This is a genomic window from Kosakonia sp. YIM B13571 (assembly GCF_042788095.1).
Lineage (GTDB): Bacteria > Pseudomonadota > Gammaproteobacteria > Enterobacterales > Enterobacteriaceae > Kosakonia > Kosakonia quasisacchari.
The window spans coordinates 82,916-108,556 of sequence record NZ_JBHZPL010000003.1 but is presented as its reverse complement, the minus strand read 5'-3'; the positions used below and the strand labels follow the sequence as shown (position 1 = coordinate 108,556).

Sequence of the window (25,641 nt, the reverse complement as noted above, 5' to 3'; positions counted from 1 at the left end):
AAGGTGAACTGGCGCACTGATGTCACCCGGCGCAGGTGCCGGATGACTGGTGGCATTAAAGCGCGATCATTTCCACAACTTGTGCGCAATAGCTTGCAGTTGCTGGGAGATCTCTTGCAGGTTGGTGCCCTGCGCCTGCTGCACGCCCGTGGAATGGCGCACAATGAGCCGCGCGGGCAACACGGAAGAACTGCGCGTGGCGTCGCCGTGACCGCTATCGAGCAGCCGCCGGACAGCTTCCTTACCCTGTAAATCGAGATCCAGCGAGACGGTGGTCAGCGCCGGGTAAAAGAACGAGCTTTCGTAGGTGTCGTCATAACCGACAACCGACTTCTCACCGGGAATCGCCACCTGGTGCTGATGAAACGCGCTTAGTACCCCGAGCGCCATCTGGTCGTTACCTACCAACACGGCGGTAAAGTTTGGCGTTTCGCGCAGCATCTGTAGCGCACCGGCATAACCACTTTGCGCATCCCAGTTACCGTGAAAAACCATCACTGGTTTCAGCCCATAACCGTTCAGGGTTTCGATCCAGCTTTTCAGGCGCAGCTTCGCCGAGACCGAACTCTCCGGTCCGGCCAGTAAGGCAATCTGCCGATGCCCCAAATCGTAAAGGTGTTTGACGCTGGCGCGGGTGCCGTCTGCCGGGTTAAACGAAACGTTAAACACCGAACTGTAAGGGTCAACATCGAGAAACAGGCAGACGATATCATCGTTGTCAGAGGCGATGCGCTGCGCCTGCTCGGTCTCCAACGGTACGTTGATAATCACTTTATCGACGAGCTGTGATTTCAATTCGTTGATAGCGGCCTGGATATCATGATTGACGTTCTCATCGATCATCGAGATCAGCACCTGGTAACCATCAAGGTTGGCATAGCGTTTTACTGCCGCCGCCACCTGCGATGGCGCATGCAGTGCCAGCGAAGTGGTCACCAGCCCAATGGTATGGCTCTGTTTGCCGACCAGTTGTTGGGCCAGCCTGTTAGGTACGTAGCGCAATAACTCTATGGATTTCTCCACCTTGAGACGCGTGGCTTCGGATACATTGGCAGATTTGTTGAGTACCCTGGACACGGTCTGATAGGAGACACCCGCATGGCGGGCAACGTCTTCTAACGTCGCACTTTTAGACTTCATGGTCCGGTTCCTTATGTTGTTATGCGCCAATTGTAACAGGGGCTGTCTAAAAAAACGCTTACCACACTTTCCCTCGCCTCTTTTTTGCCAAATAAGTATCACGCTCACAATAGCGAACATTGTGAAGGAATTCGCTACCTGTAACAAAAAACGCTGATTTATTTGCACTTAATCACACATTCGCAATCGTTAGTTTGCCTGTTTTTACATTTAGGCATTTTATGACAGCGTTTATGTGAACGTAATACAAAACAATAAGAGGAATGATATGAACACTACGCTACGCACTCTCACACTTGCGTTAGCCGCTGCGCTGACTTCACCATCCATCCTGGCCGCCTCATCTGTGCCTATCGACTTTCACGGTTACCTGCGCGGTGGCGTAGGCGTGTCGGGCGATGGTGGGCAGGTGGAGTGGCAGAAAAACAAACTCGGCCGCCTCGGTAACGAATCCGATACCTACGGGGAAGTGGAACTGGGCTCGGAAGTGTATAAAAAAGACGAGGTGAGTTTTTACCTCGACACCATGGTCAGCATGGTTTCCGATGGCTCCAACGACAACGAAACCACCATTGGCGACGACGCACAATTTGGTTTGCGTCAATTAAACCTGCAAATCAAGGGGCTTATCCCTAACGATCCCAACGCGGTGATCTGGGGCGGTAAACGCTACTACCAGCGCCACGATCTGCACATTATTGATACCAAATACTGGAACATTTCCGGTTCCGGCGCGGGTATTGAAAACTACACCTTAGGCCCAGGCGCGGTTTCCGTGGCGTGGATCCGTGGCGACGCCAACGATGTCGATTACCGCGTTGATAACGATAACGACGTCAACATCAACTATATTGACCTGCGTTATGCGGGCTGGAAACCGTGGTCAGGCGCGTGGACCGAGTTCGGCATCGACTACGCCATGCCAAACCCAACCAAGAAACAGAAAGACTACGGTGGCCTGTATGAAGCCGATGACGGCGTAATGGTGACCGGTGAAATCAGCCAGGATATGTTTGGCGGCTACAATAAACTGGTGCTGCAATATGCCAACAAAGGGCTGGCGCAGAACATGGTGTCGCAGGGCGGCGGCTGGTACGACATGTGGCACGACGTGAATGACGCCAGCGGCTATCGTGTGATTAACACCGGCCTTATTCCGATTACCGATAAGTTCTCGCTGAACCATGTGCTGACATACGGTTCAGCCAATGACATCACCGAATATACCGACAAAACACGGCTGGTTTCGCTGGTTGGACGTGCCCAGTATCAGCTCACCAATTATGTGCGCTTGATTGGCGAAGTCGGTGGTTTCTACCAGAAAGATGATTATAAAAACGGCACCCATTACAAACAGAGCGGCGAGAAATATACTTTCGCCGTCGGTCTGGCGGATGGCCCGGAATTTATGTCTCGTCCTGAGTTACGTCTTTTCGCTTCCTATTTAAATGATTCGGAAGACGGAAAATCATTTGAAGACGGAACGAAAAATAACACCTGGAACTTCGGCGTTCAGGTTGAAGCCTGGTGGTAATACACTTCATCCTTCACGTTATCTCTTTGTTGGCTGATTCTGTTTACTCTGGCTTTTTATTTCAATAAACCAATACCGGGAAACTATGTTGTCGCAAAAAGATAAGGCACCACATTGTATTTATTAACGAGTAACATCATTATTTATTTTATCTCCGCGAACTGAGCAAAGTTGCCACTGTTTTATTTCGGGATACCCATGCAGGTATCCCTTTTTTATTTATTAGCGAGACGAGAAATGCTCATCAAGTAATTTACGCAGCGCGTCGGATTGCTTACCGAAAATAGCGTGAACTTCTTGCCCAAGAATAATCACCCCCAGCGCCCCTTCATTTTGCAGTGCCTGAGAATCGACAATCGCCAGATCTTTAACCGTGACGCGCAAACGGGTTAAGCAGGCATCGACATGCGCAATATTCGGCGCGCCGCCAAAGGCTTGCGCCAGCCGCTGAATTTTCTGCAACTCCCCTTCACTCATGGGCGTTGTGGCCGCGTTTTTCGGTTCAGAGAAGTAATGCAGGAAGGATTTAAGGCTCACCATAATAGTCTCCTGATAATCAGCAGATAAAAAAACGCCTGCCCGAATGGGCAGGCGCGGAAGGTTCACTTACGCTTTACAGCTAACAACCCGGCAATCCCAGGGAGCGAGCGACAGCGCACCGCTGGCGGACGAACCGGACAAACAATCCTGATAGCCACCAGGCAGCGTTATTGCCTGCTGCTGGGCGCTAAAATTCTGAATAAAGACAAAGATGCTTTCACCGTCCGTACGCGCGGTGGCAACAACGCCCGGCGGCAAATCGTTTTGCAACGCGCGCGGCAGCGCCAGCTCATCAATAATGTTGGCGAAGAAATCACGCTGGAAAGCGAGATCGTTGCGCGACGCCACATGCCAGGCCTTGCCTTTGCCGACATGATTGACCGTCACAGCGGGCCGTCCGGCGTAGAAATCATCCCGATAAGTTGCCAGCGCCTGCGCGCTCTCGGTGTGGATCAACTCACACAGATGACGCACCTGATACGGCCCCTGTAAGCCGGCCTCATTTCCCGCCAGACCCTGTACCTGATTGCGCTCGTTGTCGTCCAGGCAATCAATCTCCTCTGCCCAGATGCCAAGCAACTTGCGCAGCGGACCCGGGAAACCGCCGAGATAACAAAGATCACTTTCATTGACCACGCCGGTCCAGTAAGAGGTCACCAGATGACCGCCCGCCGCGACAAACGCCTCTACGCGCTCGGCAAAACCGTCGCGCACCATATACAGCATCGGTGCAATCACCAGTTGATAACGGCTGAGATCGGCATCAGCATTGATTACGTCAACGGCAATACCTTTTTCCCAGAACGGTCGATAGTGCTCGTTAACCGTTTTTTCATACTCCAGCCCTTTATTGCGCGGGCCTTCGGCATCATCCAGCGCCCAGCGGTTTTGCTGATCGAAGATAATCGCCACGCGGGCATCGGTGCGACAACCCATTACCGGAGTGAGTTTACTGAGCATGTCGCCCAGCGCGCAGACTTCACGACCCACGCGCGTATCCAGATGCCCGACGTGATCGATAATCGCGCCGTGGAACTTCTCGACCGATCCGCGGCTTTTACGCCACTGAAAGTACTGCACCGAATCGGCGCCGTGCGCCACCGCCTGCAGCGACGAGAGAATGTGCATTCCCGGCTTTTTCAGCTTGCTGGTCGGCTGCCAGTTGGTGACGCTCGGTGTGGACTCCATCAGCACAAACGGTTTGCCGCCTTTCAGCGTGCGCATCATGTCGTGATACATGGCGGTGTAGCAGGCAAGCGCCGTTTCGTCTTTATCCCGGTGCCACATCGGGTAGCTGTCCCAGGAGATAAAATCGATCGCTTCGGCAAGCTGCCAGTAGTCGTAATCGTAGAAATACTCCATAAAGTTGGTAGTTACCGGCAGCGTCGCGTTAGCCGCTTTCAGCGGGGCAACTTCATGGCGGCAAAAGTCGGTCACCTGCGCGGTGTTAAAACGCCGCCAGTCTAGGTTCAGCCCGTGAATGGAGACTTCGCCCTGCGGCGACGGTGACTGGATCTGCGACCAGTCACTGTAAGTGTGGCTCCAGAAATCGCTCCACCAGGCGTGATTGAGGTTTTCCAGTGTCTGATAACGTTCTTTCAGCCAGCCGCGGAATTTTTCCTGACACAACGCGCAGTGGCATTCGCCGCCATATTCATTGGAAATATGCCAGCCCAGCACCGCCGGATGGTGCGCATAGCGCTCCGCCAGCAGCGTGTTGATTTTCAGCGTTTTTTCCCGGTACACCGGCGACGTCATACAGTGGTTATGCCGCCCGCCATGCAGCGCCGGAACGCGGTCGCGCCCGACCCGCAACACCTCCGGGTATTTTTGCGACATCCACGCCGGACGCGCGCCGCTTGGCGTGGCCAGAAAAATATGGATACCGGCGGCATATAATTTCTCTATAACGACATCCAGCCAGGCGAAATTAAATACCCCTTCCTGCGGTTCGAGTTTCGACCAACTGAATATTCCAACAGACATCACATTGCATTTTGCCTGCTGCATCATGGCAATGTCTTTATCAATAATATCGGGATAATTTTCCCACTGCTCCGGGTTATAGTCCGCGCCATGCAATAGCGAGACAACCTTCGGGCTTAAAGGCGCAAATTTATTCATAAACAGATCCTGAAATTTACCACACCAAAATTAATTAAAGACTTTTACCGATGGCAGCACTTTACCCTGACAATCAAATAACGCCTGGTTTTCGCGGGCATTTCCCTCTTTCCACTTGTCGTTGATATATTTCATGCCAGCTTGCGTGGCCCAGGTATTTCCGGGAACGGCAATCCAGGTAGGCTCCCAGTAAAAAATACCTTTGCCGCGATGGCCCTGAACATTGATTACCGACTGCATTAAATCGTGGATATAGTCATATTGCCCCTGCACGGTGCCTGGATAGCCGCCCTCTTTTTCCTCTTTCGCCTGGAAGCTGTTTTCCGCGTTATCACAGTTCGCCAGCGTATAGCCGTAGGCCGCTTCCACCACAATCACATCTTTGTTGTAGCGTTTGCTGATGTCGTCCATATTGGCCTGCAACGCGCTAATCGGCCCGTTCCAGTAGGTGTACATCGAGAGGCCGATGACATCGAACGGCACGTTGCGTTTGGTGATTTCATCAAACCACCAGCGGAAAGTATCGTTCTTGGTGCCTTCTGCCAGATGCAGCATGATTTTTACCTGCTCGCCGTTCTTCAGGTTCTCTTTCAGGCCAGCGATAGCTGAATTCAGCAAGCCCGCCAGCCGGTCAAACTCACCGCCGCCCTGCCCCCAGCTTTTGCCTTCCGGCCACAACATGCCGCCGTTAATCTCATTGCCGATTTGCACCATATCCGGCAGCACGCCCTCCTGCTTAAAGCGGGCGATGGTATCGCGGGTATAATCATGGATTGCCGTTTTCAACTGTGGGTAATCCATTTTCTCCCAGGCCTTTGGTTTGTATTGCTTGCCCGGATCGGTCCAGAAATCGCTGTAGTGGAAATCGAGCAGCAGTTTCATACCCTGCGCTTTGGCCCGTTTCGCCAGCGCCAGCGTGCTGGCCAGATCGTTATTGCCGCCGCCGTAGGCCTGGCCTTGCGCATCTTTCGGGTCAACCCACAAACGCAAGCGCACATAGTTGACGCCGTTGGCCTTCAGAATGGCAATCGCATCCTGCGGCTGGTTATTTTCGTTATAAAACTTCGCTCCGTGCTTCTCGGCGTCGAGCAACGTCGAAATATCCGCGCCTTTGATGAAATCGGCGGGCATGCCGTTAAAGGCGCGCGTTTGAAGCGCGTCGGCAGCGAAGGCGCTGGCGGACAAACTACCCAGACAGACAGCAAGCAGAGCGGGTGCAAATCTTTTCATGTGGTTATCCTTTGGTGCTGCCGGAGGTCAGGCCGGAGACGAAGTATTTTTGCAGTGCCAGATAAAGAATGGCCACCGGAACGGCGATCAAGACCGCGCCCGCCGCGTAGGTGGTGTAACTGGCGCCCATTTTTTGCGCCACCAGGTTGTAAAGCCCAATCGGCAGCGTGTATTTGTCCGGGGTGCGCAAAATGGTGCTGGAGAGAATGAAATCCCCCAGCGGCCCGGTGAAAGAGAACAGTGCCACCACGGCCACAATCGGTTTCGACAGCGGCATGATGATCTCAATAAAAATGCGGAAGTTACTCGCGCCATCCATGCGTGCAGACTCATCCAAATCACGCGGGATAGCATCGAGATAGCCTTTCATCAGATAGGTATTCATCGGGATCATCCCGGCGACGTAGATCAGCACCAGCGCCATATGGCTGTTGATTAAGCCCAACAGTTGCGACAGCACGAAAATGGCGATCAGCGCCGAAAACTGCGGGATCATCTGCAATAGCAAAAACAACATCAGCCCGTTCTGCCGCCCTTTAAAACGGAAGCGCGAAAAGGCATAAGCGGTGAAACTGACGCTGATCAGCGTCAGCACCATGGTCAGCAGGCTGATCTTCATTGAGTTCCAGTACCAGGTCAGATAGTTGACCTGGCCGTTAAACAGATCGGCATAATGCTGAAACGAGAGGTTTTCCGGGATTATCGAGGTGCTGAGCAAGCTGTTACCGGCGTTCAGCGACGCGCCAATCGTCCACACCAGCGGGTAGATAATCATCAGCGATACCAGCGCGATAACCAGCCAGGATAGCGTCAGGCGGATCCACTTCTCGCGGCGGATACTTTGTGATTGAGCCATTTTTCTTCCCTTATGCCATGTCGTCGTTTTTAAAAGATTTGGTCGCGCGGAACTGCCACAGCGCCAGACCGACGACAAAAATCGACAGCAAAATGGTGATGGTTGCCGCAATCGCGTACTGCGAAGAGGACATTGTCAGCTTGTAAATCCACGACACCAGAATATCCGTCCCACCCGCGTTCGCCCCCGCAACCGCCGGGCCGCCGTTGTTAAACAGATAGATAATGTTGAAGTTGTTAAAGTTGAAGGTGTATTGGGTAATGATGATCGGCGCAATCGAGTACAGCACCAGCGGCAACGTAATGGTGCGAAGCCGCGTCCAGGTGCCCGCGCCATCCATTTTCGCCGCTTCGTACAGATCGTCCGGGATGGCCTGCAACACGCCGGTGGTCATGGCGAAAACAAACGGGAAACCGAGCCAGGTTTGCATCATGATCAGCGCCGTTTTGGTCCAGAATGGATCCGTCAGCCAGGCTTTTGGCGCAATGCCGAAGAACGCGAGAATGGCATTGTTAATCACGCCGAACGAATCGTTAAACATCCCGGCGAACACCAGAATGGTGACAAATCCTGGCACCGCCCACGGCAGGATAAAAATGGTGCGTACCAGCGGCTTAAAGCGCAGATCTTTCTGGTTCACCAGAATCGCCAGCAGCACGCCAACGGAGCACTGCAACGTGGTGGCCAGCAGCGTCCAGACCACCGTCCATTGCAGCACATCAAAGAAGGTTGAGCGCCAGATCGACAGGGTGAAGATGTTGACGAAGTTCTTTAATCCCACCCAGTCCACTAGCTTGGCCGGCGGCGTGTGGTAAAGATTGTAATTAGTAAAAGCAATAGCGAAACCGAAGAGGATCGGGAAAATTACCACAAACACCAGCAGGATAAAGCCTGGCGTGATCATCAGATACGGGAAGCCGTCGCTGAGTAACATTTGGTACTGTTTGCGCACGCTGTTGAGCGGTTTCCCTGCGTCGCGTTTTTTACCGTTTACCCACGCATCGCGCAGTGAGAGGTAATAGACCATCACACCAAAGGCGATGATGAGCACGCTGATAATGCCTTCCGCCAGCAAGAAAATGGAGTTATCACGCGGGACCTCTTCGCCAAGAGTGTATAAACCCCATACCCCTTCACGCAGAAAATCGTAAAAAATGCCCATAAAGCTGCTAAGCAGCACCAGGAAGATAAGGCCCTTGAACCACTGGCGGTGATAAAACTGACCCAAACCCGGCACAACGGCCAGCAGCAGCCCGCACCACGCATGCCGCCCTGCGCCACGCGTTTTGGCAAAATTTTCGCTGGGACTGATAATCACGTACGACTCCTTTTCAACAACGGGAGGTGCCCCTCCCGTTTCGCAACAACACGCGGTTACTGGTTACTGGCCTGCATCGCTTCAACTTGCATATGGATCTGTTTGGTGGCCGCATCGAGCGCCGCCTGCGGTTCCTGTTTGCCGGTCAGGCTCAGCTCCAGCGCGGCGTTCGCCGGCCCCCACACTTCGCCCATTTCCGGAATGCCTGGCATTGCCGTAGCGCGTGCCGCCTGAACCGCGACAGCACTGGCTTTTTCGTCGTTTTTAATCACCGGATCGTCAATCATCGCTTTCTGCGCCGGGATTTCGCGGGTGGCGATATAACGCGTTTTCACGTACTGCGGCTGGTTGATAAATTCAATGAATTGCTGGGCAAGCTTTTTGTCTTTGCTCCAGGTTGAAACGACATACCCTTTCACGCCGAGGAACGAGCTCATCGGCTTGCCGTCTGGCAGGTTCGGTAGCGGCGCGACGCCATAATTGATACCCGCCGCTTCATACGGCTGGAACGCCCACGGGCCGTTGATCACCGCTGCGGCTTTTTTCTCGGTAAACAGCGAATCGATGGCGTTCAGGCCGTTATCGCCGAGGATGCCGGAGGGAAATACGCCTTCGGCATAGAATTTTTTCAGGAAGGTGACGGCTTCCACCGCGCCCGGTTTATTGAGGCCAATATCCTGCGGGTTGAAACCGCCTTTATCGTTTTTACCAAACAGGTAGCCGCCTTCCGGCCCGATGGCACCCCAGCTGTAATAGATCTGGTCAAACTTGGCCAGCAACCCGTATTTATCCTGTGCGCGCTGTTTTTTCGAATAGTCGAGCCATTCCGGCAGGCTTTGCAGCGGCTTATCAATCAGTTCCTTGTTATAGATAAGCACGAGGGTTTCCACCGCTTTCGGCACACCATACAAAGTGTTATCCAGACGAAAGGCGTTGATTGATGCAGGCGTAAAAGCGTCAACCTTCTCTTTATCCAGATTCAGCGGGGTCAGCAGCCCTTGCACCACCGCGCCGCCCAGTTGATCATTAGGAATAACCAGCACATCCGGGCCAATCCCTGCCGGACCATCAAGGCGTAATTTTTCCAGTTGCTGCGCATAGGGCATCTCCTGCACGTTAACCTTGACGTCGTACTTTTGTTCAAAATCTTTCACGGCATCCTGAATGCCGACCGACTTTTTGATGTCTTCCCAGACATTAAGCTGCTGGGTGGCGGCGTGCGCCGACAGGCTAACCGTCTGGCCAACGGCGAGTGCAGAGAGGATCAGTGCAGTAAGTGTGTTCTTTTTCATTATCAACCTCATGTCAAGGTATAACAATTTTGTGGTTTTTATGGCGCAGCATCAGGATAGCTTTTAAACAAAACACCTGATATTGCAGAGTTTAAGACGTATTCACTCGCCTTATTGAATTTGTTATACGCTACGCTTTACCAATTAATAAAACGAGCATAAACGGTGAGTTATGTGACCGGTGTTACAGAAATGAAAATTCGATATAGGGCGCAAAAACGCTGGAAGTTATAGTCATAGCAAGATTTTTCGCCGTTACGCAGCGACGCCAGATGATTGTTATACGTAATACAAAAACACTCAGCACACGGCATAAACGGTAAATAACGGCTACTACATTCGGGGAACGTTGATGTCCAATATACGACTGAGGAATGTCACCAAACGGTTTGGCGACACGGTGACGCTGAACAATGTCAATTTATCGATTGATGATGGCGAATTCGCGGTATTTGTCGGCCCTTCCGGCTGCGGCAAATCCACCATGCTGCGCATGATTGCCGGTCTGGAAGAGGTTAGCGAAGGCGAAGTATTGATCGGCGACGAGGTGATGAATGATGTCGCGCCGGCGCATCGCGGCGTGTCGATGGTGTTCCAGTCATATGCGCTTTACCCGCATATGACCGTGGCGGAAAACATGGGCTACGGGCTGAAAGTGAACAAAGTGCCGAAAGAGGAGATCCGCCGCCAGGTGGAGATGGTGGCGAAAACCCTGCAACTGAGCCATCTGCTTGACCGAAAACCGAAACAGCTCTCCGGCGGTCAGCGCCAGCGCGTCGCCATTGGCCGTGCGATTGTGCGTAACCCGCGCGTATTTATGTTTGACGAACCCCTCTCCAACCTTGATGCCGAACTGCGTGTCGAGATGCGCCTGCACATTGCGCGCCTGCACCAGGAGCTGAAAACCACCATGGTGTATGTCACCCATGATCAGGTGGAGGCAATGACGCTGGCGGATAAAATCGTGGTGATGAACTACGGCAATGTCGAGCAGATGGGCTCGCCGATGTCGCTCTACTACAACCCGAAAAACAAGTTTGTCGCCGGGTTTATCGGCTCGCCGAAGATGAACTTCCTGCCCGCCACGGTTAAAGCCTGGCAACCCGGCGAAGTGACCATCACGCTGGCGCAGGGGCATCAATTAACGCTCGCAATCGAAACATCGCGGCTGGAGCCAGGCGCGGCCATCACACTGGGTATTCGCCCGGAACATCTCTCCACGGATGTCACGCGCGGCACGCCGCTGGAATTTCAGTGTGAAGTGGTAGAACGACTCGGTAATAACACTTATCTGTTTGGTCAGTGCTACGGCCATGACAACATTAAAATTCTGCTGCCGGGAGATGTCCATTTCCGTCCGTGGCAGAAAATTACCCTCGCCTTTGATAATCGCCACTGCATGATTTTCGATGACCAGGATTTGCGCGTCAGCGCCGATATCCCGGTGCCAAACTCGGATTCCCCGGACGGCCAGATCAATTGATTTTCACTCATCAAGGATAAGTGCTGCTCCGTTTTGCGTGTTTTTCATCAGATAAGCTTTGACTACCCTTATCTGTATCGACACCCAAAACGCATTAACGGAGCCTTTATGAAAGCTATCGCTATTACCCGCGCCGCGCAGAACGGCAGCAATCTGGATTTTCTTACCGACATTGAACTGCCGCAACCGACAGCCAGCGGTCACGACTTACTGGTTGAAGTGAAGGCCGTTTCCGTCAACCCGGTGGATACCAAAGTGCGCGCCGGTTTTAACGCCGATGCACCGCGCGTGCTGGGCTGGGATGCAGTGGGCGTGGTGACCGCCGTCGGTGAAGCGGTCACGTTGTTCCAGCCAGGTGATGAAGTGTGGTATGCCGGTGCGTTGACGCGCCCCGGTAGCAACAGCGAATTCCAGTTGGTGGATGAGCGTATTGCGGCACGCAAACCGAAAACGCTGGATAACGCTGCCGCTGCCGCTCTGCCCTTAACCGCCATTACCGCCTGGGAGTTGTTATTCGACCGTCTTGGCATCAAAGAGGGCGGTAACGAAAGTGATGTACTTTTGATTGTTGGCGCAGCGGGCGGCGTGGGTTCGATCATGACGCAACTGGCGCGTAAGTTAACGCGCTTAACGGTAATTGGCACGGCATCTCGCCCCGCCAGCCAGCAGTGGGTAAAAGAACTCGGCGCGCACTATGTGATTGACCACAGCAAACCGTTGACTGAAGAGCTGGCACGAATTGGCGTCAAACAGGTTTCTCATGTCGCCAGCCTCAATAACACCGAAGAGCATTATCAGCAGCTGATTAACGCCCTGAAACCGCAGGGTAAACTGGCGCTGATTGATGATCCGCAAAGCCTGGACGCGCTGCCGCTGAAGGTGAAAAGCATTTCGCTGCACTGGGAGTTTATGTTTACCCGCTCAATGTTCACCACCGAGGATATGATTGCTCAGCACCAGTTGCTCTCACGCGTGGCGCAGTTGATCGATGAAGGTGTGTTAAGAACCACGCTTGGCGAGCACTTTGGCACCATCAATGCCGTGAACTTGCGCAAAGCCCACGCGCTGCTTGAAAGCCAGCGGGCGGTAGGGAAAATCGTGCTGGAAGGGTTTGCCGGCTGACAACTAGCCAGGATTATTCTTAAAGGTTACAAGCGGATAGCGAAAATCGGCGTCCGCTTTTCCTCCTCTGCCCTGGGTTTGCTTACACTTTTTACCAAAGCGTTATTTTTTCGTAGTTGCTCCGCTGTCAGTTAACGGCAATGATGGCGTGCTATTTATGCAACCGCGTGAAATGTATAAGAACAACCTGGAGAGAGTATGAGTAAAACAAAAATGATGCTTCTGGGCGCGCTGTTGGCTACCGCCACGACGGCCTTTGCCGCACCGCAAACCGCTACACCAGGCGCAACCGGGCCGCAATCCTATGAAATTAATGAGTTTGTCGCTGACTTCACGAAATTCAACATTGGCGATACCGTACCGGCAATGTACCGCAGCGAAGAGTACAACATTAAACAGTGGCAACTGCGTAACCTGCCAGCCCCCGAAGCTGGTAGCCACTGGACCTACATGGGCGGCAACTATGTGCTGATCACGGATGCCGAAGGCAAAATCCTCAAAGCCTATAACGGCGACATCTTTTACCACCGTTAATCAGGAGCTGAATGATTATTCGCCGCTGGCAGGAAAGTGACAGACCGTTTTTACGCACCCTTTATTTACACGCCCGCAAAGAGAGCTGGCACTGGCTTGATGGCAGCGACTGGCGGCTGGAAGATTTTGATGCCGCCACGCTCGATGAAACCATTTGGGTCGCCGAAGAAAAGGGTCACCGGCTGGGGTTCGCCTCGGTGTACGAAAACGACAATTTCCTGCACAACCTGTTTGTCGACCCGGCCGCTCAGGGCAAAGGCGTCGGCAGCGCACTGCTCAAACATGCGCAATCCACCTTTACCGGCACCGGCGCGCTGAAGTGCTTGCTACAAAACAAAGCCGCACTGGCGTTTTATCAGCACCACGGCTGGCATATCGAAGCACAGGGCGTTTCACCGGAAGGGGATTACGTGCTGATGCACTATCTGAAGAAGTGAAAAACCTCTCCCGAACGGGAGAGGTTGACTGATTTACACCGCGCGGAAAGCGATATCACCAGGAATGACTTCACCTTGCCAGTAAAGCTGCGCGGCTACGCGCCCGGCAAGTTGACGGTAAATAGCGGTAAATTCGCTGTCCGGGCGGCTCACCACTGTTGGCGTACCTTTATCCAGATCTTCACGCAGCGAAATGTGCAGCGGCATCTGCCCCAGCAATTCGGTGTGATACTGCTCGGCCAGTTTCTCCGCACCACCGGTACCGAAAATCGGTTCGTGATGACCGCAGTTGCTGCAAATATGCATGCTCATGTTTTCAACGATACCGAGCACCGGCACTTCCACTTTCTCGAACATGACGATGCCTTTTTTGGCGTCGATCAGCGCGATATCCTGCGGCGTTGTCACCACCAGCGCGCCAGTCACCGGGATGTTTTGCGCCAGCGTCAACTGGATATCACCGGTGCCTGGCGGCATATCCAGCACCAGGTAATCCAGATCCGGCCACATGGATTCCTGCAACAGTTGCAGCAGCGCTTTGCTGGCCATCGGGCCGCGCCACACCATGGCGTTATCGTCAGTCACAAGGTAGCCAATCGAGTTGGTCGCCAGGCCATGAGCGATAATCGGCGCCATATGCGTGCCGTCCGGCGAGGTCGGACGCTCATGTTCTGCACCGAGCATCACCGGGATCGACGGGCCGTAAATATCGGCGTCGAGAATACCGACTTTCGCCCCTTCCGCCGCCAGCGCCAGCGCCAGGTTTACCGCCGTGGAGGATTTCCCTACCCCGCCCTTGCCGGAACTGACGGCAATGATGTTTTTCACACCGTTGACGCCCGGCTGGTTTTTCACACGTTTTAAGGTGGCAATGTTATGCGAGAGCTTCCAGTCAATGGCGCGCGCGCCGGTCAGACGCAGCAATTCGGCGCTGCACTGCGCTTTTAACTCTTCAAACGCGCCGCGCCAGACGAACGGCATCAGCAGCTCGACGTGCAGGGTTTCATCAAGCCATGCGACATGATGCACCGCTTTGAGCGCAGTGAGATTGTGCTTCAGGGTTGGGTGCTGAAAATCGGCCAGCGTCCCGGTAACAATCGCGCGTAACGCTTCCGGGGATTTGGCCTGGGATTGCGAACTCATCCCGACTCCTTTGTAGTTGTTCTGAAAACGACATTGTAGCCAGCAAGTTTACCCCACGGGCAACAATTATTCATTTACGGATAAATGCCGTTAACGCATGGCGTAATTATTACCCATGTATTCATATAGGGATTGAAACGTTCTTAAAGCCCTTAGTACTTACAGGGGGAGCAATCTTTACCAAAAAGGTTAATTATAGGGATTAAAACGCGCCAAAAGCCCTTCTCGCGTGGCGCAATATTTACCTTTTTGGTAATATTTCTCCCCCTTTTTCTCAAGAAGATGTAATGCCTACTATGACTCAAGTCGCGAAGAAAATTCTGGTAACGTGCGCACTGCCGTACGCCAACGGCTCCATCCACCTCGGCCATATGCTGGAGCACATCCAGGCTGATGTCTGGGTCCGTTACCAGCGAATGCGCGGCCACGAGGTCAACTTCATCTGTGCGGACGATGCCCACGGCACGCCGATCATGCTGAAAGCACAGCAACTGGGGATCACCCCGGAGCAGATGATTGCGGACATGAGTCAGGAACATCAGACCGATTTTGCTGGCTTTAACATCAGCTACGACAACTACCACTCCACGCACAGCGACGAGAACCGCGAGCTGTCGGAGCTTATCTACACGCGCCTGAAAGAGAACGGTTTTATTAAAAACCGCACCATCTCTCAGCTCTACGATCCGGAAAAAGGCATGTTCCTGCCGGATCGTTTTGTGAAAGGCACCTGCCCGAAGTGCAAATCACCGGATCAATACGGCGATAACTGCGAAGTGTGCGGCGCAACCTACAGCCCGACCGAGCTGATTGAGCCGAAGTCGGTGGTGTCTGGCGCGACGCCGGTGATGCGTGATTCCGAGCACTTCTTCTTCGATCTGCCGTCATTTAGCGAAATGTTGCAGGCGTGGACGCGCAGCGGCGCGCTGCAAGAGCAGGTCGCGAACAAAATGCAGGAGTGGTTCGAATCTGGCTTACAGCAGTGGGATATCTCCCGCGATGCGCCTTATTTCGGTTTCGAAATCCCGAACGCGCCGGGCAAATACTTTTACGTCTGGCTGGATGCGCCGATTGGCTACATGGGTTCGTTCAAAAACCTGTGCGACAAACGCGGCGATACCACCAGCTTTGACGCGTACTGGCAGAAAGAGTCCGACGCCGACCTGTATCACTTCATCGGTAAAGATATCGTCTATTTCCACAGCCTGTTCTGGCCGGCAATGCTGGAAGGCAGCGGTTTCCGCAAGCCGACCAACCTGTTCGTCCACGGCTATGTGACGGTGAACGGTGCGAAGATGTCCAAATCGCGTGGTACCTTTATCAAGGCCAGTACCTGGTTGAACCATTTCGACGCCGACAGCCTGCGTTATTACTACGCGGCGAAACTCTCTTCGCGCATTGATGATATCGATCTCAACCTGGAAGATTTCATCCAGCGTGTGAACGCCGACATCGTGAACAAAGTGGTCAACCTCGCTTCCCGTAACGCGGGTTTTATCAATAAACGTTTTGACGGCGTGCTGGCCGCAGAGCTTGCAGACCCGGCGCTGTACAAAACCTTTACCGACGCAGCGGCCACCATTAGCGAAGCGTGGGAGAGCCGTGAGTTCGGCAAAGCGGTGCGCGAAATTATGGCGCTGGCCGATGTGGCGAACCGCTACGTTGACGAACAAGCACCGTGGGTGGTGGCAAAACAGGAAGGCCGTGACGCCGATCTGCAAGCCATCTGCACCATGGGGCTGAACATGTTCCGCGTGCTGATGACATGGCTGAAACCGGTTCTGCCGTCGCTGGCGGAGCGCACCGAAGCGTTCCTCAATACCACGCTTGAGTGGGACGCCATCAACCAGCCGCTGCTCGGCCACAAAGTTAACGCATTCAAAGCGTTGTACAACCGTATCGAGATGAAACAAGTGGAAGCGCTGGTCGAAGCGTCAAAAGAGGAAGTGAAAGCGGCTGCCGCACCAGTCACCGGCGAGCTGGCGGATAACCCGATTCAGGAAACCATCAGCTTTGACGATTTCGCGAAAGTCGATCTGCGCGTGGCGCTGATCGAAAACGCCGAGTTGGTTGAAGGTTCCGACAAGCTGCTGCGTCTGACACTGGATCTGGATGGCGAAAAACGCAATGTCTTCTCCGGCATCCGTTCCGCTTACCCGGACCCAAGTGCGCTGATTGGCCGCCTGACCGTGATGGTCGCCAACCTGGCACCGCGCAAGATGCGTTTTGGGATCTCCGAAGGAATGGTGATGGCCGCCGGCCCCGGCGGAAAAGATATCTTCCTGCTCAGCCCGGACAGCGGCGCAAAAGCAGGCCAGCAAGTGAAGTAAAAAATAAGGCGCTGAATTCAGCGCCTTTTTCTATACTCAATTCTGCATTAACCAAACACTACTTCACATGGAAAACAGGGGATTATCGTGAAATTCAGTAAACTCATCGCCGCACTTTTTTCTGTCGCTTTACTCATTGGCCTGAGCGGCTGTGGGGAAAAAGAGCAGAGCAAAACCTTTAGCTTTTCACAAGCGGGCACAGAAGTGACACTCACCTATTACTACAAAGGCGATCAGGTCGAGCGCCAGACCGCCAAAAATAAAATCGAATACGCTTCAATTGGCGCGAAGACAAAAGACGAGGCGATGAAAGTGCTGGATCCGATCAGCAAAAAATACCAGAGCATTAAAGGGATCAAAGAGAGCGTCGATTATCAGGAAACCTACGCGCAAGAGACGCTGGATGTGGATTACAACGAGGTGGATTTTTCTGCACTGAACAACCTGCAGGGCTCTGAGTTTACCGGCACGGTCAATGGCAAAATCAGTATGAAAAAATCAGAAGAGCTGCTGAAATCACGCGGCTTTAAAGAAGTCCAGTAAGCAATATTCTCCTTCAAGCTGCGCATTGTTGGCGGCACCCGCCGACAGGTAAACAAGCTGGCGATGCGGCTTGAAGGAGTGTCGATTATTCCGCTTCGGTTTTACCCTTCGGTTTCTGTTCGCGTACCGCCAGCCCACGCAAAAAATAACGCATAACCTGATCGCCGCATTCGCGGAAGTTCTTATGATCCGGTGCACGCATCATGGCAGTGATTTCCGGCATTGAAATGCGAAACTGCTGGGCGGTCAGAATGGCCAGAATATCGTCCGTCTTTAACGAGAAAGCGATACGCAGTTTTTTCAGCACGATATTATTATTCAGCTTGCGCTCAACAGCCAACGGCGGCGCGGTTTCATCTTTGCCACGCTTTTCATAAATAAGACCGTTCAGAAACGCGGACAACACAATATCCGGACACGGCTTATAACCTTCCTCATCGTCTTTGCGCAGCCAGGGTGCCAGCTGTTCAACGGTCACGACCGTGTCCGCCAGCGCCAGAATGCGCACCAGCGCGGTGTTATCAGCTTGCAGGGTGTAACGCACGCTGCGCAGGATATCGTTATTAAGCATATTTTTTTCCGGAAATGATGAACCTGCGCGCAGTGTAGGCATCGCGCAGGAATTTACAACCCCAACGCCTCTTTTAAATTTTTCAGATAACGTCGACTCACCGGCACCGTCAGCCCATCACGCAGCAGTAACTCTGCCTGGCCATTATCTTCGAGGCGGATCTCTTTGAGGTGCGCCATATTGACCAGGTACTGGCGGTGGCAGCGCACCAGCGGCGTACGGCTCTCCAGCGTGCGCAGCGTCAGCTCGGTAAATCCCTCTTTGCCTTCCTGGCTGGTCACATACACGCCGCTCATGCGGCTACTGACAAACGCCACTTCGTCCATCTGCAATAACCAGATCCGGCTATGCCCGGTGCAAGGGATAAATTTCAGCGCTTCCTGGTTTTCCGGCAGCACCGAAACATCCTGCACGTTTCGCTCAAGACGCAGGCGGCTGAGGGTTTTCTCCAGCCGGAGAGCTTCTATCGGTTTGAGCAGATAATCGAACGCGTGTTCTTCAAACGCCTGCACCGCATATTCATCAAACGCGGTCAGGAATACCACATACGGCCGGTTTCCCGGATCGAGCATACCAACCATCTCCAGCCCGCTGATACGCGGCATCTGGATATCCAGAAACAGCACATCCGGGCGCAGTTTATGCACCGCGCCAATGGCTTCTACGGCATTACCGCACTCGCCAACAATCTCAATGTCACTCTCTTCCTGGAGCAGAATTCGCAGGTTTTCCCGGGCCAGCGGTTCGTCATCAACAATCAGCACTTTTAACATGCGTGTTCCTCCAGCGGGAGTCGTAAGGTAATGCGGGTAAACAGATCCGGCTCGCAGGCAATGGTAATGCCGCACTCATCGCCGAAACGCGCGCGCAGGCGCTTATCCACCAGGCTCATCCCTAATCCACTGGCGTCGCTTTTCGGCTGGTACAACCCGGCATTGTCTTCAATGTCCAGCACCAGATGCCGTCCGTCCTGGCTGGCGTTAATCACAATCTCGCCCACGCCAAGCAGGTGCGACGTGCCATGTTTGATGGCATTCTCAACGATCGGTTGCAGGGTAAAAGCCGGAAGTTGCAGATGCGACAGCGTCTCTGGCACATGCAACTGCACCTGCAAGCGTGACTGAAAACGCGCTTTTTCAATTTGCAGGTAGGCATTCACATGCTCAATTTCGTCCGCCAGCGTCACAATTTCTGACGGGCGTTTTAAGTTTTTACGAAAGAAAGTCGACAGATATTGCACCAGCAATCCGGCCTGATCGCTGTCGCGGCGGATCACCGCTTTTAGCGTGTTCAGGGCATTAAACAGGAAATGCGGATTTACCTGCGCGTGCAGCAGCTTAATTTCCGACTGAGTGAGCAGCGCCTTTTGCCGCTCGTACTGCCCGGCAAGGATCTGCGCCGAGAGCAGTTGCGCTATCCCCTCGCCCAGCGTGCGGTTGATGGAGCTGAACAGGCGGTTTTTCGCTTCATACAACTTAATTGTGCCAACCACGCGCTGGTTTTCGCCACGCAGCGGGATCACCAGCGTCGAACCGAGTTTGCATTGCGGGTGGAGCGAACATTTGTAAGGCACTTCGTTACCGTCGGCATAGACCACTTCGCCGGTTTCAATGGCGCGCTGCGTCCAGACCGAGGAGATAGGCCGCCCCGGCAGATGGTGATCGTCGCCGGTGCCGGTGAAGGCCAGCAGTTTTTCCCGGTCGGTTATCGCCACTGCGCCAATATCCAGCTCTTTATAGAGCACCAGCGCCACCTTCATGCTGTTCTCTTCATTAAAGCCCTGGCGCAGAAACCCTTCCGTCGACGCCGCCACTTTCAGCGCGGTGGCGGAAAACGCCGAGGTGTATTTTTCGAACATGGCGCGCTTATCGAGCAAAATACGCATAAACAGCGCCGCGCCGACGGTGTTGGTGACCATCATCGGCGCGGCAATGCTTTGCACCAGGTGCAGCGCGCTATCAAACGGACGGGCGATGAGCAGAATAATCAGCATCTGGATCAGTTCCGCCACGCAGGTCACCACCCCGGCGGTAAACGGGCTAAACACCAGATCGGTGCGGCCGCGTTTAATCAACGCCCGGTGTACCAGCCCACCGAGCAGCCCTTCGACAAACGTAGAAAGCATGCAGCTCAGCGCAGTCATACCGCCCATCGAATAACGGTGAATACCACCGGTTAAGCCGACAAGACCACCGACCAACGGGCCGCCGAGCAGACCGCCCATCACCGCGCCAATCGCGCGCGTGTTGGCGATAGAATCTTCGATATGCAGGCCGAAATAGGTGCCGAGAATGCAGAAAATAGAGAAGGTGACGTAGCACAGCAGCTTATGCGGTAAGCGCACGGTCACCTGCATCAGCGGAATAAACAACCGCGTTTTGCTCATCAACCAGGCGATAACCAGAAACACACACATCTGCTGAAGCAGCAGCAACACCAGATTGAACTCGTACATACCCGCAACACCACATCAACTAAAGCGCGTAACATACAGGGTGTTTTCAGATGTTTCTTTGAAGCGCTGCAAAAAAATACAAAATCGTGCTCCATATCACAAAATTAGCCAGAGTGATTAACCGTCAGGACACATTTTGCGCAAATTTGCGGCGGCGCATCCTGTGCCGACCGGCAGCGGCTACAGTTATACAGGGAGTCGGCTGGCGAGGATGAAACCATGGCGCTTTACACAATCGGTGAAGTGGCGTTGTTATGCGAAATCAACCCCGTGACGCTGCGGGCATGGCAACGACGTTATGGATTATTACAGCCCCAACGCACGGATGGCGGCCATCGGTTATTCACCGAAGAGGACATAGACCGCATTCGGGAAATCAAACGCTGGATAGATACCGGCGTGCAGGTCAGCAAAGTGCAAAAACTGCTCTCCTCGGCGCAGGAAGAGACGCGTGATGGCTGGCGGGCCCAGCAAGAAACCGCCCTGCAATACCTGCAACAGGGCGACCCACATCGCCTACATCAGTGGATTAAAGACAACGGGCGCGACTACCCGGCGCAAGCGCTGGCAACGCATCTGCTTATCCCCTTACGATTACGCCTACAATCCCAGCAGCCCGCCCTGCAGGCGATGCTGAGCCTGCTCGATGGGATACTTATCAACTATATTTCCGGGTGCCTGGCATCTGCGCGTAAAAAACCGGGTAAAGACGCGCTGGTGATTGGCTGGAATGTGCAGGACACCACGCGGCTGTGGCTGGAAGGCTGGATGGCAAGCCAGCAGGGATGGCGGGTGGATATTCTGGCGCACGCCCTACCTCAGCTACGCCCGGAGATGTTCCCCGGCCAGACGCTGCTGGTGTGGTGCGGCGAAACGCCGGGCGAATCACAGCAACAGCAGATGCTGGCATGGCGCGAAGAAGGGCACAGCGTCTGGTTACTCGGCATTTAATGTTTTATTAACAACTCAACTTGCCTTTATAATGCCAGCCTGATTCAGAAGGAGCATAAAATGAAGTCTGGTAAAATTCTTGTTATCGCTGTCTTTTTGCTGATGGCTATCGGCGGAATTGGTGGCGTCATGCTCGCCGGTTATTCGTTTATCGTGCGTGGCGGTGTCGGTTGAGCCGCTGTGCCAGCCGCTCAAATCCCCGATCGACAATAATCGCCGCCAGTGCCACCAGCACCGCCCCCTGTAACACATAAGCCGTATTAAAACCGCTCAGGCCAATAATGATTGGCGTACCCAGCGTATTTGCCCCCACCGTTGAGGCGATGGTGGCGGTACCGATATTAATAATCACTGACGTGCGCACCCCGGCGATAATCATCGGTGCAGCGAGCGGCAACTCTGCTTTTAACAACCGCTGCCACGCGCTCATGCCCATGCCTTTCGCGACGCTTTGCACGCTTTCCGGCACCGAAGCAATCCCCGCCAGCGTCCCCTGTAAGATCGGCAATACGCCATACAGTACCAGCGCAATAATTGCCGGTTGTTTACCAAAGCCCATCACCGGCACAGCAATCGCCAGCACCGCGACCGGGGGAAAAGTTTGTCCTACGGCGGCAATGGTTTCCGCCAGCGGGCGAAACTCCCGCCCGGCAGAACGCGTAACGGCAACGCCTGCACCAACGCCCAGCACAATCGAAATCACGCTGGAAACCGCGACCAGCGAGAAATGTGCAGCGGTGAGCGAAATAAAACTCTCCTGCAGATAGACCGGGCGCGGAAGTTGCGGAAAGAGCGAGCTAAACAGCGCCGTGCTGTGCGGCAACCAGATCAGCAGCGCAATAAACAGCACCATCAGCCACAGCAGCGGATCACGCAGGATCTTCACAGGTAACCTCCACGCGCAGTAAATCGCGAAAATGCAGGCTCCCGCAGGGCTGCCCCTGCGCATTATTCACCGGCAGCACCTCGCACTGCTGGGCGACAAAAGCAGAGAGCGCTTCACGCAGCGTCATCGCGTCCTGTAGCGGTTCACCAGCATAAACGTGTTCACTGCGTAGATAACCGCGCACCTGGCGCAAAGAGAGCAACCGCACGCCAAGCTCGCTGCGGCCAAAAAACTCGCGCACGAAATCGTTACGCGGCGCAGTTAACATTGATAACGGCGTCCCCTGCTGTACCACCTTCCCGCCATCCATCAGCACCAGGTGATCGGCCAGTTGCAATGCTTCGTCAATATCATGCGTCACCAGCACAATGGTGCGCCCAAGCAGGCGGTGAATGCGCACCATCTCCTGCTGTAACGCCGCGCGTGTCACGGGATCAAGCGCACCGAAGGGTTCATCCATTAACAACACTTCCGGATCGGCAGCAAGGGCACGGGCAACCCCTACACGCTGCTGCTGCCCACCGGAAAGCTGATGTGGAAAGCGGTCACGCAACAAAGGCTCCAGCCCAAGCAGGGCCATAAGCTCATCCACCCGCGCGTCACGCTTCGCGCGCGACCATTTTTGCAGTTGCAGCACGGTGGCAATGTTCTGCGCCACCGTCCAGTGAGGAAACAAACCAATCGACTGGATGGCGTAGCCCATACGACGGCGCAGCTCCAGCACCGGAAGCGTGCGGATATCCACCCCGGCAAACGTAATCGTACCTTCGTCATGCTCCACCAGCCGGTTAATCATCTTCAGGGTGGTGGATTTTCCGGATCCCGAGGTGCCAATCAGCACCGAAAACGCGCCGGTTTTTACGTGTAAATTGAGGTTGCTTACCGCTGGCTGCCCGGCAAAGGATTTACTGACGTTGTTAAATTCAATCATGATGTTTCACCTTCAGCAGCGCTATGCCTAAACCAAATAACGCATCAACAACCACCGCCATGACAATAACCGGAATGACGCCCAGCAGCACCAAATCCAGCGCACTACTCAGCAGCCCCTGGAAGACCAGCGCACCAAATCCGCCCGCGCCAATCAATGCCGCGATCACCGCCATCCCGACCGTTTGCACCGCCACCACCCGCAGGCTGCGCAGCAGCAGCGGAAGCGCCAGCGGCACGCGCACCTGCCAGAAACGCTGACGTGCGCTCATGCCCATCGCTTCGGCGCTTTCCAGCACCTCTTGCGACACCTGGTTTAATCCGGCAACCACGCCACGCACCAGCGGCAGTAAAGCATAGAGAATTAACGCAATCAGCGCCGGTGTCATACCGGTTCCGGCAATCCCCAGATGATTAAGCTCAGGGAATTGCCGCACCAGCCCGGCCAGCGGCGCAATCAGTAAGCCGAACAGCGCCACCGAGGGAATGGTTTGAATGACGTTGAGCACCGCGAACACCGGCCCCTGTCGAGAGGGATGCCGATAGCACCACAGCCCAATGGCAAAGCCAAATACCAACGCGGGTAACAATGTGCCAAACAACAGCGTTAAATGCTGCGCCAGCGCATCGTTGAACACATCCTGGCGATTGGTGTATTCGCGTAGCAGTGAGAGATTATCCAGCTTGCCGCTGAGCAATAAAAAGAGGGGAAAGCACCACACCTGCGCATGCAGCAACCAGCGCCACACGGGGTTGGACACAACCCGGCGAATCGCATCGCTACAGGCCAAAAGCGTCAGCGCAAGCCACAGCCACAACCCGCTGCCCGGCGACGTGCGCGCCAGCGGGCTGCCCGCCTGCGCGAGGTCGGTCGCCGCCCTGCCCGCGCTCCATATCAGCAGGCAGAACAGCACTTCAGTGAGCAGCAGTGTAGCCACCTGCACACCGCGGCCGGGAATAAAGCTCATCGCCAGTAAAAAGCAGGGGGCGAGTAACCACAGCGCGGAAAAAAGCTGCCATAAAGCGCGGCTTTCGCCGGAAACCAGCCGGTTTGGCGCATAGCTCACAAACGGCAGCCACGCCGCCAACCCGCCCAGCACAGCCAACAGCAACAACACACGGTTATGGCAGCGTATCGAAACATCCATAGAGGTAGTTATTTCACCAGGCCTTTTTCTTTCAGGTAATCTGCGGCGACTTTCTTCGCATCCAGCCCTTCAACTGCAATGCTGGCGTTCAGTTTTTGCAGCGTCTTCTCATCCAGGCTGGCAAAGACCGGTTTCAGCCACGCATCCAGTTGCGGGTAGGCTTTGAGTACAGATTCGCGCACCACCGGCGTTGGCGCATAGATAGGCTGCACACCTTTCGGATCGCTCAGGGTTTGCAGACCGAGTGCTGCCACCGGGCCATCCGTACCGTAGGCCATCGCCGCATTGACGCCAGAGGTTTGCTGCGCCGCCGCTTTGATGGTCACCGCCGTATCGCCACCGGCCAGCGACAACAGTTGATCCTGTTTCAGCTTAAAGTCATAGGCTTTTTCAAAGGCGGGTAGCGCATCGGTGCGCTCAATGAATTCAGCCGACGCGGCGAGCTTAAATTCACCGCCCGCTTTCAGGTAGCGGCTCAGATCTTCAAGCGAGTTAAGTTTGTTTTTTTGCGCCAAATCCTGGCGCACCGCGATAGTCCAGGTATTGTTCGCCGGCGCGGGGGTTAGCCATACCAGCTTGTTTTTTTCGGCATCCAGCTTTTTGACTTTTTCGTAGCCCTGCTGCGCGTTTTTCCACGCGGCATCGTTTTCATCTTTAAAGAAGAACGCCCCGTTGCCGGTGTACTCCGGGTAAATATCCAGCTCGCCAGAAGTGATCGCGCCGCGCACCACTGGCGTGGTGCCGAGCTGCACTTTATTGACTGTTTTTACACCATGACTTTCCAGAACCTGCAAAATGATGTTGCCCAGCAGCGCCCCTTCGGTATCAATTTTGGAACCGACCTTTATCGGCTCCGCCGCCTGCAGCGGGAGGCTCACAGCGGCCATTAACCCTATTGCGCACGCAATCTTTTTCATGATTGTCATTGTACTTCCCTCATTTTTTACGGCCTTTTTCAGCAGCTTGAGAAAAAAGCGTAGACGAAAAATAGCGGCTTTGTCGCGTTAGAAGGTTAAACGATAAAGGAATAAGGTATAGCGAGGAAAATCAGGCCGGTTTCCCGGCCTGTGAGAG

The 25,641-nt window shown here is 54.2% G+C and carries 24 protein-coding genes; 9 read left to right on the top strand and 15 right to left on the bottom strand.

Annotation, left to right across the window (positions count from 1 at the left end; translation table 11 throughout):
* Nucleotides 1-66 precede the first annotated feature (66 nt).
* Nucleotides 67-1,140: a LacI family DNA-binding transcriptional regulator gene (locus ACFX4O_RS08945; RefSeq protein ID WP_131410607.1), complete on the bottom strand. Its 1,074-nt coding sequence runs from the start codon at nt 1,138-1,140 to the stop codon at nt 67-69.
* 268 nt (nt 1,141-1,408) lie between these two features.
* Between ACFX4O_RS08945 and ACFX4O_RS08940 the strand changes: the two genes are divergently transcribed.
* Entirely contained in the window at nt 1,409-2,674 is a 1,266-nt protein-coding gene (locus tag ACFX4O_RS08940) for a maltoporin (RefSeq protein ID WP_131410609.1), read from the top strand.
* 222 nt (nt 2,675-2,896) lie between these two features.
* Here ACFX4O_RS08940 and ACFX4O_RS08935 read toward each other — a convergent pair whose 3' ends face one another.
* From ACFX4O_RS08935 to ACFX4O_RS08910, 6 genes are all read right to left on the bottom strand, one after another.
* A complete protein-coding gene (locus tag ACFX4O_RS08935) occupies nt 2,897-3,214 on the bottom strand; it encodes a glucose PTS transporter subunit EIIB (protein ID WP_380208170.1) in 318 nt (105 codons plus the stop codon).
* Between the two features lie 66 nt (nt 3,215-3,280).
* A complete protein-coding gene (locus tag ACFX4O_RS08930) occupies nt 3,281-5,338 on the bottom strand; it encodes a beta-galactosidase (RefSeq protein ID WP_380208168.1) in 2,058 nt (685 codons plus the stop codon).
* 30 nt (nt 5,339-5,368) lie between these two features.
* The gene (locus tag ACFX4O_RS08925; RefSeq protein WP_380208166.1) at nt 5,369-6,568 is read right to left on the bottom strand and encodes an arabinogalactan endo-beta-1,4-galactanase; all 1,200 of its coding nucleotides are present in this window, start codon (nt 6,566-6,568) and stop codon (nt 5,369-5,371) included.
* Nucleotides 6,569-6,572: 4 nt separating this feature from the next.
* A complete protein-coding gene (locus tag ACFX4O_RS08920; protein WP_020454348.1) occupies nt 6,573-7,424 on the bottom strand; it encodes a sugar ABC transporter permease in 852 nt (283 codons plus the stop codon).
* 10 nt (nt 7,425-7,434) lie between these two features.
* Nucleotides 7,435-8,742 carry a carbohydrate ABC transporter permease gene (locus ACFX4O_RS08915; RefSeq protein WP_380208163.1) on the bottom strand — a complete coding sequence of 436 codons (1,308 nt, stop codon included), beginning with the start codon at nt 8,740-8,742 and terminating at the stop codon, nt 7,435-7,437.
* Between the two features lie 56 nt (nt 8,743-8,798).
* Nucleotides 8,799-10,034: an extracellular solute-binding protein gene (locus ACFX4O_RS08910; protein WP_017459829.1), complete on the bottom strand. Its 1,236-nt coding sequence runs from the start codon at nt 10,032-10,034 to the stop codon at nt 8,799-8,801.
* A gap of 352 nt (nt 10,035-10,386) precedes the next feature.
* Here ACFX4O_RS08910 and ACFX4O_RS08905 point away from each other — a divergent pair, with 352 nt between their 5' ends.
* The 4 genes from ACFX4O_RS08905 (at nt 10,387) to ACFX4O_RS08890 (ending at nt 13,610) form a co-directional block, all read left to right on the top strand.
* Nucleotides 10,387-11,517, top strand: a complete 1,131-nt coding sequence (locus ACFX4O_RS08905) for an ABC transporter ATP-binding protein (protein WP_380208161.1) — start codon at nt 10,387-10,389, stop codon at nt 11,515-11,517.
* Nucleotides 11,518-11,625: 108 nt separating this feature from the next.
* Entirely contained in the window at nt 11,626-12,639 is a 1,014-nt protein-coding gene (locus ACFX4O_RS08900) for a zinc-binding alcohol dehydrogenase family protein (protein WP_131410623.1), read from the top strand.
* A gap of 198 nt (nt 12,640-12,837) precedes the next feature.
* The gene (locus ACFX4O_RS08895) at nt 12,838-13,173 is read left to right on the top strand and encodes an RcnB family protein (RefSeq protein WP_131410625.1); all 336 of its coding nucleotides are present in this window, start codon (nt 12,838-12,840) and stop codon (nt 13,171-13,173) included.
* Nucleotides 13,174-13,184: 11 nt separating this feature from the next.
* Nucleotides 13,185-13,610 (top strand): GNAT family N-acetyltransferase, encoded by a 426-nt coding sequence (locus ACFX4O_RS08890; RefSeq protein WP_131410627.1) that lies wholly within the window; start codon nt 13,185-13,187, stop codon nt 13,608-13,610.
* Between the two features lie 33 nt (nt 13,611-13,643).
* Here the strand turns inward: ACFX4O_RS08890 and apbC are convergent, their stop codons facing one another.
* Nucleotides 13,644-14,753 carry an iron-sulfur cluster carrier protein ApbC gene (apbC, locus tag ACFX4O_RS08885; RefSeq protein ID WP_380208158.1) on the bottom strand — a complete coding sequence of 370 codons (1,110 nt, stop codon included), beginning with the start codon at nt 14,751-14,753 and terminating at the stop codon, nt 13,644-13,646.
* A 296-nt stretch (nt 14,754-15,049) separates the two neighbouring features.
* Between apbC and metG the strand changes: the two genes are divergently transcribed.
* On the top strand, nt 15,050-17,083 hold the full coding sequence (metG, locus tag ACFX4O_RS08880; protein WP_380208842.1) for a methionine--tRNA ligase: 2,034 nt from the start codon (nt 15,050-15,052) through the stop codon (nt 17,081-17,083).
* Between the two features lie 87 nt (nt 17,084-17,170).
* Entirely contained in the window at nt 17,171-17,626 is a 456-nt protein-coding gene (locus ACFX4O_RS08875) for a YehR family lipoprotein (RefSeq protein WP_131410629.1), read from the top strand.
* Nucleotides 17,627-17,711: 85 nt separating this feature from the next.
* Here the strand turns inward: ACFX4O_RS08875 and ACFX4O_RS08870 are convergent, their stop codons facing one another.
* The 3 genes from ACFX4O_RS08870 to ACFX4O_RS08860 are packed head-to-tail and all read right to left on the bottom strand — an operon-like array spanning nt 17,712 to nt 20,652.
* On the bottom strand, nt 17,712-18,197 hold the full coding sequence (locus tag ACFX4O_RS08870) for a DUF1456 family protein (protein WP_131410631.1): 486 nt from the start codon (nt 18,195-18,197) through the stop codon (nt 17,712-17,714).
* Nucleotides 18,198-18,250: 53 nt separating this feature from the next.
* Complete coding sequence (gene btsR, locus ACFX4O_RS08865; protein WP_380208155.1) at nt 18,251-18,970, bottom strand: two-component system response regulator BtsR; 720 nt, start codon at nt 18,968-18,970, stop codon at nt 18,251-18,253.
* A complete protein-coding gene (locus ACFX4O_RS08860) occupies nt 18,964-20,652 on the bottom strand; it encodes a sensor histidine kinase (RefSeq protein WP_131410633.1) in 1,689 nt (562 codons plus the stop codon). Before ACFX4O_RS08860 ends, btsR begins: the two co-directional genes overlap by 7 nt.
* A 219-nt stretch (nt 20,653-20,871) precedes the next feature.
* On the opposite strand from ACFX4O_RS08860, the gene mlrA reads away from it, so the two are divergent.
* Nucleotides 20,872-21,603 (top strand): HTH-type transcriptional regulator MlrA, encoded by a 732-nt coding sequence (mlrA, locus tag ACFX4O_RS08855; protein WP_131410635.1) that lies wholly within the window; start codon nt 20,872-20,874, stop codon nt 21,601-21,603.
* Nucleotides 21,604-21,663: 60 nt separating this feature from the next.
* On the top strand, nt 21,664-21,777 hold the full coding sequence (locus ACFX4O_RS08850) for a protein YohO (protein ID WP_017459817.1): 114 nt from the start codon (nt 21,664-21,666) through the stop codon (nt 21,775-21,777).
* Here the strand turns inward: ACFX4O_RS08850 and ACFX4O_RS08845 are convergent.
* Genes ACFX4O_RS08845 through ACFX4O_RS08830 form a run of 4 tightly spaced genes read right to left on the bottom strand, consistent with a single transcriptional unit; the run spans nt 21,752 to nt 25,493 of the window.
* Complete coding sequence (locus ACFX4O_RS08845; protein WP_380208152.1) at nt 21,752-22,489, bottom strand: ABC transporter permease; 738 nt, start codon at nt 22,487-22,489, stop codon at nt 21,752-21,754. The genes ACFX4O_RS08850 and ACFX4O_RS08845 overlap by 26 nt on opposite strands.
* Nucleotides 22,473-23,420 (bottom strand): ABC transporter ATP-binding protein, encoded by a 948-nt coding sequence (locus tag ACFX4O_RS08840; RefSeq protein WP_380208150.1) that lies wholly within the window; start codon nt 23,418-23,420, stop codon nt 22,473-22,475. Before ACFX4O_RS08840 ends, ACFX4O_RS08845 begins: the two co-directional genes overlap by 17 nt.
* Complete coding sequence (locus ACFX4O_RS08835) at nt 23,413-24,567, bottom strand: ABC transporter permease (RefSeq protein WP_380208148.1); 1,155 nt, start codon at nt 24,565-24,567, stop codon at nt 23,413-23,415. Before ACFX4O_RS08835 ends, ACFX4O_RS08840 begins: the two co-directional genes overlap by 8 nt.
* Nucleotides 24,568-24,575: 8 nt before the next feature.
* On the bottom strand, nt 24,576-25,493 hold the full coding sequence (locus ACFX4O_RS08830; protein ID WP_380208146.1) for an ABC transporter substrate-binding protein: 918 nt from the start codon (nt 25,491-25,493) through the stop codon (nt 24,576-24,578).
* Nucleotides 25,494-25,641: the final 148 nt, after the last annotated feature.

What these genes read in the sequence shown, in the direction of transcription:
- mlrA (WP_131410635.1), top strand. Translation starts at nt 20,872, where the DNA reads ATGGCGCTTTACACAATCGGTGAAGTGGCGTTGTTATGCGAAATCAAC.
- ACFX4O_RS08900 (WP_131410623.1), top strand. Translation starts at nt 11,626, where the DNA reads ATGAAAGCTATCGCTATTACCCGCGCCGCGCAGAACGGCAGCAATCTG.
- ACFX4O_RS08920 (WP_020454348.1), bottom strand. Translation starts at nt 7,424, where the DNA reads ATGGCTCAATCACAAAGTATCCGCCGCGAGAAGTGGATCCGCCTGACG.
- ACFX4O_RS08895 (WP_131410625.1), top strand. Translation starts at nt 12,838, where the DNA reads ATGAGTAAAACAAAAATGATGCTTCTGGGCGCGCTGTTGGCTACCGCC.
- ACFX4O_RS08830 (WP_380208146.1), bottom strand. Translation starts at nt 25,493, where the DNA reads ATGACAATCATGAAAAAGATTGCGTGCGCAATAGGGTTAATGGCCGCT.
- ACFX4O_RS08905 (WP_380208161.1), top strand. Translation starts at nt 10,387, where the DNA reads ATGTCCAATATACGACTGAGGAATGTCACCAAACGGTTTGGCGACACG.
- ACFX4O_RS08890 (WP_131410627.1), top strand. Translation starts at nt 13,185, where the DNA reads ATGATTATTCGCCGCTGGCAGGAAAGTGACAGACCGTTTTTACGCACC.
- ACFX4O_RS08935 (WP_380208170.1), bottom strand. Translation starts at nt 3,214, where the DNA reads ATGGTGAGCCTTAAATCCTTCCTGCATTACTTCTCTGAACCGAAAAAC.
- apbC (WP_380208158.1), bottom strand. Translation starts at nt 14,753, where the DNA reads ATGAGTTCGCAATCCCAGGCCAAATCCCCGGAAGCGTTACGCGCGATT.
- ACFX4O_RS08925 (WP_380208166.1), bottom strand. Translation starts at nt 6,568, where the DNA reads ATGAAAAGATTTGCACCCGCTCTGCTTGCTGTCTGTCTGGGTAGTTTG.
- ACFX4O_RS08930 (WP_380208168.1), bottom strand. Translation starts at nt 5,338, where the DNA reads ATGAATAAATTTGCGCCTTTAAGCCCGAAGGTTGTCTCGCTATTGCAT.
- ACFX4O_RS08945 (WP_131410607.1), bottom strand. Translation starts at nt 1,140, where the DNA reads ATGAAGTCTAAAAGTGCGACGTTAGAAGACGTTGCCCGCCATGCGGGT.
- ACFX4O_RS08840 (WP_380208150.1), bottom strand. Translation starts at nt 23,420, where the DNA reads ATGATTGAATTTAACAACGTCAGTAAATCCTTTGCCGGGCAGCCAGCG.
- ACFX4O_RS08940 (WP_131410609.1), top strand. Translation starts at nt 1,409, where the DNA reads ATGAACACTACGCTACGCACTCTCACACTTGCGTTAGCCGCTGCGCTG.
- ACFX4O_RS08860 (WP_131410633.1), bottom strand. Translation starts at nt 20,652, where the DNA reads ATGTACGAGTTCAATCTGGTGTTGCTGCTGCTTCAGCAGATGTGTGTG.
- ACFX4O_RS08870 (WP_131410631.1), bottom strand. Translation starts at nt 18,197, where the DNA reads ATGCTTAATAACGATATCCTGCGCAGCGTGCGTTACACCCTGCAAGCT.
- metG (WP_380208842.1), top strand. Translation starts at nt 15,050, where the DNA reads ATGACTCAAGTCGCGAAGAAAATTCTGGTAACGTGCGCACTGCCGTAC.
- ACFX4O_RS08835 (WP_380208148.1), bottom strand. Translation starts at nt 24,567, where the DNA reads ATGGATGTTTCGATACGCTGCCATAACCGTGTGTTGTTGCTGTTGGCT.
- btsR (WP_380208155.1), bottom strand. Translation starts at nt 18,970, where the DNA reads ATGTTAAAAGTGCTGATTGTTGATGACGAACCGCTGGCCCGGGAAAAC.
- ACFX4O_RS08850 (WP_017459817.1), top strand. Translation starts at nt 21,664, where the DNA reads ATGAAGTCTGGTAAAATTCTTGTTATCGCTGTCTTTTTGCTGATGGCT.
- ACFX4O_RS08910 (WP_017459829.1), bottom strand. Translation starts at nt 10,034, where the DNA reads ATGAAAAAGAACACACTTACTGCACTGATCCTCTCTGCACTCGCCGTT.